6 protein-coding genes and 1 pseudogene are annotated in these 8,984 nt (G+C 44.7%); 5 read left to right on the top strand and 2 right to left on the bottom strand.

Annotated features, from left to right (window positions below; translation table 11 throughout):
* The first annotated feature begins 325 nt into the window (after positions 1-325).
* The 3 genes and pseudogenes from QUB77_RS29795 (at position 326) to QUB77_RS29785 (ending at position 3,946) form a co-directional block, all read left to right on the top strand.
* Positions 326-1,753: a serine/threonine-protein kinase gene (locus QUB77_RS29795; RefSeq protein WP_333180554.1), complete on the top strand. Its 1,428-nt coding sequence runs from the start codon at positions 326-328 to the stop codon at positions 1,751-1,753.
* 33 nt (positions 1,754-1,786) lie between these two features.
* Positions 1,787-3,157, top strand: a complete 1,371-nt coding sequence (locus QUB77_RS29790; protein ID WP_333180555.1) for a serine/threonine-protein kinase — start codon at positions 1,787-1,789, stop codon at positions 3,155-3,157.
* Positions 3,158-3,385: 228 nt separating this feature from the next.
* Positions 3,386-3,946, top strand: a pseudogene (locus QUB77_RS29785) (Uma2 family endonuclease).
* Positions 3,947-4,280: 334 nt separating this feature from the next.
* On the opposite strand, the gene QUB77_RS29780 reads toward QUB77_RS29785, so the two are convergent.
* Both QUB77_RS29780 and QUB77_RS29775 read right to left on the bottom strand, forming a co-directional pair.
* Positions 4,281-6,632 (bottom strand): PhoX family phosphatase, encoded by a 2,352-nt coding sequence (locus QUB77_RS29780; protein WP_333180556.1) that lies wholly within the window; start codon positions 6,630-6,632, stop codon positions 4,281-4,283.
* A gap of 270 nt (positions 6,633-6,902) precedes the next feature.
* Positions 6,903-7,370: a hypothetical protein gene (locus tag QUB77_RS29775; RefSeq protein WP_333180557.1), complete on the bottom strand. Its 468-nt coding sequence runs from the start codon at positions 7,368-7,370 to the stop codon at positions 6,903-6,905.
* Positions 7,371-7,649: 279 nt separating this feature from the next.
* Here QUB77_RS29775 and folK point away from each other — a divergent pair, with 279 nt between their 5' ends.
* Both folK and QUB77_RS29765 read left to right on the top strand, forming a co-directional pair.
* Complete coding sequence (gene folK / locus QUB77_RS29770; RefSeq protein ID WP_333180558.1) at positions 7,650-8,138, top strand: 2-amino-4-hydroxy-6-hydroxymethyldihydropteridine diphosphokinase; 489 nt, start codon at positions 7,650-7,652, stop codon at positions 8,136-8,138.
* A gap of 178 nt (positions 8,139-8,316) precedes the next feature.
* Positions 8,317-8,865, top strand: a complete 549-nt coding sequence (locus tag QUB77_RS29765; RefSeq protein WP_333180576.1) for an NUDIX hydrolase — start codon at positions 8,317-8,319, stop codon at positions 8,863-8,865.
* The last annotated feature ends 119 nt before the right edge of the window (positions 8,866-8,984 follow it).

The raw sequence follows: 8,984 nt of genomic DNA, 5'->3' as shown, positions 1-8,984 counted from the left end.
GCACATCTCTTGATGAAGTTATTCGTGCTTATTGTGCATAAAGAGTGTCTCATACTTATTTGAAATGACTATATCAGCAGCGCGCTTAATTCCGCGCGATCGTGCGATCGCCCCTTCCATCTCGATCGGCCTTTTTTTGTAAGACTCTTGTGCCAGCACTTCTCAACAGCTTCGCGTACTTTAGCAACGCTTGTGCCATTGCTTGAATTCATAATAGTCATATCATAATAGTCATAATTAATGTTTGTAACAAATGGAGCTTTTTTCTAGCAGCTTTCGTCAAGGCTGAGGTATAGTAAAAGCTGTCAATATTTATAGAAAAAACATGGTAGAGCGAGTGTTAAAAGAACGTTATGCCATTCAGCAATGCCTTGGGAAAAATGGGGGACGACAAACTTTGCTGGCGCGCGACTTACAAACTCAGGAGTTAGTCGTCATCAAAATCCTTACTTTTAGTGCAGATTTCCAATGGGACGATTTAAAACTATTTGAACGAGAAGCCACAACCTTACAGTCACTTTCCCATCCGGCAATTCCTCGTTACTTAGATCATTTTGAATTCCAGACACCAAAGACTAAAGGGCTTGCACTGGTACAAAGCTATATTGAAGCGAAATCATTGGCAGAATGGGTTGCATCGGGACGGAATTTTAAGGAAAAAGAAATAAAGCAAATCGCTAAAAAATTGCTGGAAATTTTGATATATTTGCAACACCAAAACCCGCCAGTAATTCATCGAGATATTAAACCGAGTAATATTCTGCTAGCCGATCGATCGCCCCTCAAACAAAAACACTCCGCCCTTAATAAAGGTGGTTGGTTGGGTGAAGTTTACTTAGTAGATTTTGGTTCAGTTCAAACCTTAGCAGCGAGAGAAGGTAGCACGGTTACTGTAGTGGGAACTTACGGATACATGCCGCCCGAACAATTTGGCGGGCGTGCGGTTCCGGCTTCGGATTTGTATGGTTTGGGTGCGACGTTAATTTACTTAGTAACGGGAGTCCATCCAGCCGATTTGCCGCAGGAGGATTTGCGGATTAATTTTGAGCCAAAAATCTCTGTCAGTTCCGATTTTGTTGACTGGTTGCAGTGGATGACCGAACCGGATTTAAACAGTCGCTTAACCACGGGCGAGCGGGCATTAAAAGCACTGGAAAAACCGGGAGAGGGGGGGCGATCTGTCTTGGGAAAACCTGCTAAAAGCTGGGTAAAACTCAAGAAAACCCGGAATAGTTTGGAGATTGTGATACCTCCTTATCAACTATGTTTGGTTTTTATGTGTTATTTTTTATTTTTTATTTCATTGGCAGTCGGGTTTTTTATATGGGTAATGTTTATTTTCTTTGGGTGGTATCTATTTTTTTCTAGATATGAATTATTATTCTGGGCAATCGTGGTTATTTTAGGCGTGATTTCTGTTATATTTTTTATTGAATCAACTATCAAAAAATCGGCAAAATTCATCCGGTTGCGGATCGATCGCGAACAAATTTCTTTCACTTCCAAGCGCTTGGGATTGGTGCGTTACAATCTACTGCCCCCAAGTCCGAGGGAGGCTATCTGTAAATTACAACTTATAGATAGTTTCAATACAGACTCGCGCAGACCTCGCGACATTCAGATTTGGGCGGGAACGCAGGAATACAAACTGATTACCAGGCATCTCAGCGATGCCGAGATTGATTGGATAGCAGGAGAACTCAGCGAATGGTTAGATTTGCCTATTAGTCAATCGAGTATGGACGATCGATAAAATTAACAAGCACTTTTCTCAAGAGGATTAGAAATGGAAAGTAAAATTTTAAAAGAGCGTTATGTCATCCAGAAACAGCTAAGTCAAAATGCGGGAAGGCGCACGTTGTTAGCGCGTGACTTGCAAAACCAAGAGTTAGTAGCGATTAAGCTACTGATTTTTGGGGAAGATGTTTGCTGGGATGACTTGAAGCTATTTGAAAGAGAAGCGCAAACGTTACAACTGCTTTCTCATCCAGCAATTCCCCGTTATTTGGATTACTTTGATGTGGATGTGCCAACGGGTAAAGGATTTGCCTTGGTACAAAACTATATCCCAGCCAAATCGTTAGAAGAATGGTTAAAAAGCGGGCGAACATTTAGCGAAGCAGAAGTCAAGCAACTGGCTAAAGCATTACTAGAAATTTTGGACTACCTCCACGGGCAACAGCCACCAGTTATTCACCGAGATATCAAGCCCAGTAATATTTTACTGGCAAACAGATCGGGCAATAGTGTCGGTGATGTTTATTTAGTTGATTTTGGTTCCGTACAGACACTAGCAGCTAGAAAAGGCGGTACGATTACTGTTGTCGGCACTTACGGATATATGCCGCCCGAACAATTTGGAGGGCGAAATGTTCCCGCTTCCGATATTTACAGTTTGGGTGCGACGTTAATTTATTTAGTAACGGGCAAGCATCCAGCCGAGTTATCCCAAGGTAATTTGCAAATTCAATTTGAGTCAACAGTCAATCTCAATCCAGATTTAATTGCTTGGCTGAAGTGGATGATACAACCGAGTTTGAACCGCCGCCTCGCATCTGCAAAAGAGGCCTTGGAAGCTTTGGAAAATCCCCGCCAGCCAACAGATATCTCGATGGTTAGACAAAAACCTTTTGGTAGTAGGATTGAATTGAAAAAAGATGGGGAGAATTTAGAGGTTATCATTCCACCAAAAAAGTTGAGTTTTCGGAAATTATACTGGATATTTGTAGGAACGTTTTTTTGCTTGGGGCTATTTTTATTTCCTTTTATCTGGATAAAACCCGTTCTTCAAGGTGCATTTTTCTTCATTATTCCATTTCTGGTATTTTTACCAATTTGTTGGGGTATTGGCTTAGTCATTGGTTGTTCTGTATTGTGGGAACGTCTTGTAACTTTTTTCAGATGGACTAGAATCAAGATCGATCGCCAACAGATTTCTGTAACTCACCTGTGGCCTTGGTATCAATATCAGGTGGCTCCGATCGAGAAAAAATTTATGATCAAAGGGAGTATGTATATTCGGGATTCAATGTTAGGTTACGTGTTTGATGAAAAATATTATGAAACCCTGAGAATTTCTCAAGCAACCCCTCCAGAAATAGAATGGTTGACCCATGAAATAAGTGCTAACGGGAAAATTACTGTTGCCTTTGAATAGCAGTGGCGAATAGGTCGGCAAACAGCAAAATTACTCCACCAAGATAGGTCGCTCGCCCTGCATTTTTGCTAATCGCATACTGCGTTCTGCTTGCCATTTTCTGTAATTGCGATCGACCAACCCTCAGCTTGTTTTAGATAATTACTGAAAAGTACATTTACAGTTTGTTGTTGTTTAAACGGGTAGATTCAAGCTATTCTAGAAACATACTTCATTCCCGATCGGATTATGGTTGCCTTACCCGATCGCCTATCGATGAGTGCAGAAGAATACCTCGCTTGGGAACCCACCCAAGAGGAACGCTACGAGTATTGGGATGGCGAAGTCGTCGCGATCACCGGTCAAACCCGCAATCACAATCGAATTACCATAAACTTTTTCAAGCTATTAGACGATCGCCTTAATCTCCCCTAGGAAATTTACATTATAGATGTAAAAGTCCAAGTAGAACCAGGGAAAAACTATTTTTATCCTGATGTTGTAGTAACTTGTGATGAGCATGATAACAATCCGCAATTAGTGCAATTTCTTTCCTTAATTATCGAAGTTTTATCGCCTTCCACAGAAGCAGCAGATCGCGGTATTAAATTTGCTAAATACCGCTAATTTTCAACACTGCAAGAGTATGTTTTGGTGCAAGTCGAACAGCGAGGAGTAGAGATATTTCGGCGCAATCCACAGGGGCAATGGGTTCTCTCCGAGTATGGTTGGGGCGATTCCTTGCAACTTGAATCGGTGAAGCTAGAAATTGCGATCGCCGATTTATATCGCCAAGTACAATTTTCTTAAAAATTTCGCTGTTAAGGGATTGGATATTAATTGTTATAGGGATTTTTTAAATTATTTGAACGAACCGCGAAGAGGCTAGAGCGCGAATAAAGAACAGTATCTTCTTCTTTCTCTTTCTTCGCGTCCGCGTGCCTCGCGGTTCATTTAATCTTACTCCAGATTCGTAAAAAACCCAGTTTCTGGGCCCCGATTGGTCAGTCAAATTTAAACTTAGATGTTGCACCATTCTCAATAAGCTTTTTAAGAACAGGCAAGATGCCTGTTCCACAAGAAAATTTACTCTTTGTGGAACAGGCATCTTGCCTGTTACCGAGAATGGTGCAAAATGTAAAATTTAAACAAACTGGCCCGTTGGAGTCGATCGCACGCGACGAATTCCAATCACCGACGGCATCGGCGAACGACGGCGATCGTTCTCAATATTACTCGGCCACAAACTGCCGCGAGAAACACTACGAGTCTGATTAAAAACAGCACCGTTTAAATCCAACATTTCAATTGGCCGACTCAGTACAGTACCATCATCGATCGGGCAATCTTCCCCCGGATGCTGCACCGCAAGCAACAGCGTATCTCCGACAAAAGTCGGCCCCGTCATTTCGCACCGGTTCGGGCCGTAAGCAAACGGAATTACTGTTCCTGCATTCGGCCCGGAAGTTGGAGTGTAAAACAGCCAATTGTTGCCGAAAACACCAGTAATATCTGACACATTTCCAGTCTTATTGTGGTCGATCGTCGTTGGCTCTCCAGTCGCACCGACATCAAAACCGTTGTGCGTGCTCGTAGACATATCAGTCACGCCCCAAACATTGCCTTGAGGGTCAAAAGCCAAATTGTCTACATTAGCAAATCCCGCCCCATCTACCGCACCGGCTTCTCCACCTTGCGCCAAACGCTGCCAGCGGAACGTCAAACCCGCACCATCAGGACTGTCTTCAATTATTTTGTAAAGTCCTCCCGACTGCTGATTGCTGTTGACTGCGCTACCGTATTTAGCAACATTAAAAATGCGAGAATCTGGATAGCCGTCGCTTCCCGGTGCGCCGTCAGTATAAGCAATGAAAACTTCCTTAGTAGTAGGATTAACTTCCAAATCTTCCGGCCGCGCCGTCGGAGTGCCACCAATCAAATTAGCCGCTAAAAAAGCATCAACTAAAACCGCGCCTTGGCTGCTGTAGAAATTAGCCAGAGTTTTATTTTGGTAGCCCGAAAGTGCTGTTGCTTCATTGGTTATATCTACTACAAAAGAACCGCCGTCTTCGGTTTGACCAGCAATTCCTGCGCGTTTGGGCAAGCGAGTAGCGGCATCTCTTTGAGCTTTGCCAAAACTTGCTAATTCTGCCTCGCCAACTTTAGAAGGACGCACTGGATTTGTCTGGCTATTTATAGTTAGTGGCAGCCATCTTCCAGTACCGTTGCGGTTGTATTGGGCAACGTACAAAACGCCGTCTTCAAATAATCGGCTGTTGCTTTTATCTGCGGGATTTGTGACACTACCGTTGCTGACAAATTTCCAGGTGTGTCCGCCGCGCCGATCGTCCCCCATGTACACTACTAATCTGCGGCCGGCTTCGGCGCGAATCGCGACGTTTTCGTGGCGGAAGCGGCCCAACCATGTGTGCTTCCGGGGGCGGAAACTCGGATCTTGAGGATCGACTTCTACCATCCAGCCGTATTTTTCGCCGACTAAGCCGAATTCCTCGCCCGTAGTGCCCTTGGCGTAGCCGGTTTGGCTGCCGTTGGGTTTGATGTTTTCCTGAACTCCCACGAAAAAATCTTCGCTACCTTGGAAATTTTCTTCGGCTGAGAGGATTGTGCCCCAAGGGCTTGTGCCACCGGAACAGTTATATGCTGTACCGATTATCCGGTTGCCGAGTCCGTCGGTATTGACTTGCGCGAAGACTTGGGTAGCTGCAGGACCCGTGCCGATGAGGTAGTTGTCGTCGCCTTGTCTGCTTCCCCAGGAGATGACATCTTTGTATGTGTCGGAACGCTGGCTGTTGATTCCGAGGCCGGACAGTCCGTGGATACGGCGGTTGAGGGAGTCGCCGGCGATCGCCCCAAATCTGCCGTTGGCTTGTTTGGTGATGCGGAGGATGGAACCACCCATATTGTACAAAAATTCGCCGAGGGTCGCGCGATTTTTTACAGATAAGTCTAGACCGAGGACGGCGCGATCCGTTGCTGGGAATGATTCCAAATCTGACGGGGTATCGGGTGCGAGTTTTGACATCGGGAAGGATACGTACTCGTGGTTAACCCAGAGATAACCGTCGTCATTGCTGCCGCGAAGGCCTACAAAGCCTGTGTAGTCGTTGTTGTAGCCGAAATAGTCTGCCGGATTCGGGAAAACTCGATCGCCCCAGCGGACAATCACGTACCGTTCGTATTCCGGCGGCACAACCACATCGTCAACAACGTTGTAGCTGGTTAATTTAGTATTCTGCGAGGCCGCCATCACGGTTCCCTGTCCGTTTAAGCCGGTCGGCATAAAGCTGGACAATTCTTGATAAATCGGCAGCGGGTGGGGAAGTCTTAACGGAGTGAAAGATAGTGGCCCTACAACAGCTTCGGTCGAGGTGGAATTGATGCCAAACAGTGTTTGAGTTAGTTGAGGGGCAAGCACAGTGGTAGCTGCACTGCTGCCGAAGAAAATTAGCAGTTGTCGGCGAGTTATTTTAGACATAAATTCCTTTTCAAACCAACATCTCTAATCTGATGATTCCGTATGAAAGTTTATCACTGTTAAATTAAAGGAAGTTAACCTGAAGGTTAATTAAAATTGGGAGGTATTTAGGTTAACAAAAAGTTAAATATTGTATTTGGCAAGTGGTAATTGGGAATAGAGAGAGAGATTCAGGAAAAAATATCTATCCGTGTATCCGTGATTTCCTTGTCGTGCTGTTTGTTGTTTGCTACCAATTCCCTGTTTTGCCGATGCCCCATTACCAATATTTCAATCATCTCGAAAACCCGGATCATTTTCTCGCGATGTCGATCGACTTGGCGCAGGTACATTAATCACTTGCGAGAACCCAGAATTTGGGGACGAAATACTGCCGTCTCTGAATCCCAGCAGGAATTGAGCATCCGCAAAATATCTAGTCCACTGTTCGATTCTCGCATCTTTCTGCCAGTCGCGGCGGGATACTCTCGATCGCAAAACTGGAACCCTTTGTCGGCTGCGATCGGCTGTAATGATGATTGTAACTTCTGTTAATCCCGGATTTGCTTCAAACTCGCGGGCGATCGACTCTTTCGCTAAATCTTCCGCCTGCTGCACTAAACTCGCAAAAGATTGACTGCCGTCCGAATCTAAGGTAAGATATCTTTCCTTACTTTCTGCTAAAGATACTGATATATTTGCGGTAAAAATGACCGTTGCCAAAATCCCGGCTGAAAATAAGCGTCGGTGGAAACTCATTATTTTTTAAACTAAATGGTGACACTTGTCAATGATAATAAATAAAAATTAACCGCCAGTTAAGCTGTGATTAAAAAACTCAGGACTGACGACGCATTAAGACTAAAGAAACCGGGTTTTTTACTTAATCTGCGGGCTGCCTGCGAAGTATTTACGTAAAAAACCCGGTTTCTGACTGCGCCTTCGTCCAAGACTGACTCTATTTTGTAGAGTCGGGTTTTCCCCCTGAAGTCAATCCGTTACATCCGTTACACAATCCGTTGCCGAACTTCCTTCTTTATGAAATTAACAAAATGTGCGATCGCCCTCGGTAGCAACTTAGGCGACTCACTCGCCACACTCTCTAGCGCGATCGCAACCCTCAACAACACCCCAGGAATAGCAGTAAAATCTCATTCAAGCTGGTATCAAACCGCCCCCGTAGGGCCACCGCAACCCGATTACATCAACGCCTGTGCCATCCTAGAAGTTGCACTAGAACCCGAACACTTGCTAGCAAAATTATTAGAAATCGAGATAAAATTTAATCGAATTCGTCGAGAAAAATGGGGGCCCAGAACCCTCGACCTAGACTTGCTGCTGTACGACAATTTAATCCTAGAAACTCCGACACTGACTTTGCCTCATCCCCGGATGACCGAAAGAGCTTTTGTATTAGTACCTTTAGCAGAAATTGCCCCGGATTGGGTGCATCCGGTGACGAAAAGTGCGATCGTCCAAATCCTGCAAACAGCAGACTGTTCGGGAGTGCAAAAATTGCCATTGTAAAAATAAAGCAAAATTCACCGATCGTACCAGTAAAAAAAATGCAACCGTAGGTAAGCTCCAAACCGTGATATTTATCAGTCATTCCCCATCTAAAATCTAAAATCTACAATCTAAAATCCTATCAGATCGCCTATGATGTCTTAAATCGGTGCCATCAAACATTATTCGCTTGTCGCTTATGTCGATCGGTCAAGAACTACCCCAACTTCTCAAACAACGCCTATTTTACCAAGGGCGCAAATTTAACTTTGACGTAGCCACCCTTCGCCTTCCCAACGGTTCCGAAGGCGAGTGGGAATGTATTCGCCACCCCGGCGGAGCACTGGCAGTTCCCGTCACCCCCGAAGGTAAACTCGTCTTGGTACGCCAATATCGCTTTGCCACAAAAGGGCGAATTTTAGAATTTCCCGCTGGTACAGTCGAAATCAATGAAAGCCCCGCCGAAACAATCAAACGCGAAATCGAAGAAGAAACCGGATATCGGGCCGGAAAATGGCATAATTTAGGGCAATTTTTTCTCGCCCCCGGTTATTCCGACGAAATCATTTATGCTTTCTTAGCCGAAGATTTGGAAAAACTGGAAAAGCCGCCCGCCCAAGACGATGATGAAGACATTGAAACAGTTTTATTCACCCCAGAAGAATTAGAAAAAGCTATCTTAGCGGGGGAACCAATTGACGCGAAATCAATTTCTAGCTTTTTCTTAGCCCGTCCCTTTTTGATGTAAATCCGATAGGTTGGTGGCAGACAACACATACTTGAGATAGCGGTAAGGTGCGCAGTGCGCACCCTACTTACTATATAGTAGTAAGGTACGCCGAGGCTTACCCTACGGCGAACTGTATG

The sequence above is a fragment of the Microcoleus sp. AT9b-C3 genome (genome assembly GCF_036705485.1).
Lineage (GTDB): Bacteria > Cyanobacteriota > Cyanobacteriia > Cyanobacteriales > Microcoleaceae > Microcoleus.
This window is presented reverse-complemented; position numbering and strand designations above follow the sequence as displayed.

What these genes read in the sequence shown, in the direction of transcription:
- QUB77_RS29795 (WP_333180554.1), top strand. Translation starts at nt 326, where the DNA reads ATGGTAGAGCGAGTGTTAAAAGAACGTTATGCCATTCAGCAATGCCTT.
- QUB77_RS29790 (WP_333180555.1), top strand. Translation starts at nt 1,787, where the DNA reads ATGGAAAGTAAAATTTTAAAAGAGCGTTATGTCATCCAGAAACAGCTA.
- QUB77_RS29780 (WP_333180556.1), bottom strand. Translation starts at nt 6,632, where the DNA reads ATGTCTAAAATAACTCGCCGACAACTGCTAATTTTCTTCGGCAGCAGT.
- QUB77_RS29775 (WP_333180557.1), bottom strand. Translation starts at nt 7,370, where the DNA reads ATGAGTTTCCACCGACGCTTATTTTCAGCCGGGATTTTGGCAACGGTC.
- folK (WP_333180558.1), top strand. Translation starts at nt 7,650, where the DNA reads ATGAAATTAACAAAATGTGCGATCGCCCTCGGTAGCAACTTAGGCGAC.
- QUB77_RS29765 (WP_333180576.1), top strand. Translation starts at nt 8,317, where the DNA reads ATGTCGATCGGTCAAGAACTACCCCAACTTCTCAAACAACGCCTATTT.